We start from the raw sequence: 249 nt of genomic DNA on the forward strand, positions 1-249 counted from the left end.
TTCTTAGAGAGTTGTCGCAACTATAATGCGCTGTTACGCTAATCAATTACCGAGTGAACTAAAAAAAGGCTTAAAACCCTTTTACTTAGTGTTTGGTGAAGAGCCTTTTCAAGAAGCGCAATGTGTACAACAAATTCGCGCAATTGCTAAAGAGCAAGGCTTTGATGAAGTAATTAAATTTACTTTAATGCAAGGTTTTGATTGGCAAGAAATTATAGCTCAATATCAAAGTATGTCGCTGTTTAGCGC

Annotated in this window: 1 pseudogene; it reads left to right on the plus strand. The window is 36.1% G+C overall.

From position 1 onward, the window contains the following. Nucleotides 1-25: 25 nt before the first annotated feature. A pseudogene (locus AAEY62_RS23835) lies at nucleotides 26-249 on the plus strand (DNA polymerase III subunit delta); the annotation flags it as partial.

Source organism: Pseudoalteromonas sp. GW168-MNA-CIBAN-0100, from assembly GCF_040309225.1.
In the GTDB taxonomy this organism is placed as follows: Bacteria; Pseudomonadota; Gammaproteobacteria; order Enterobacterales; family Alteromonadaceae; genus Pseudoalteromonas; species Pseudoalteromonas arctica.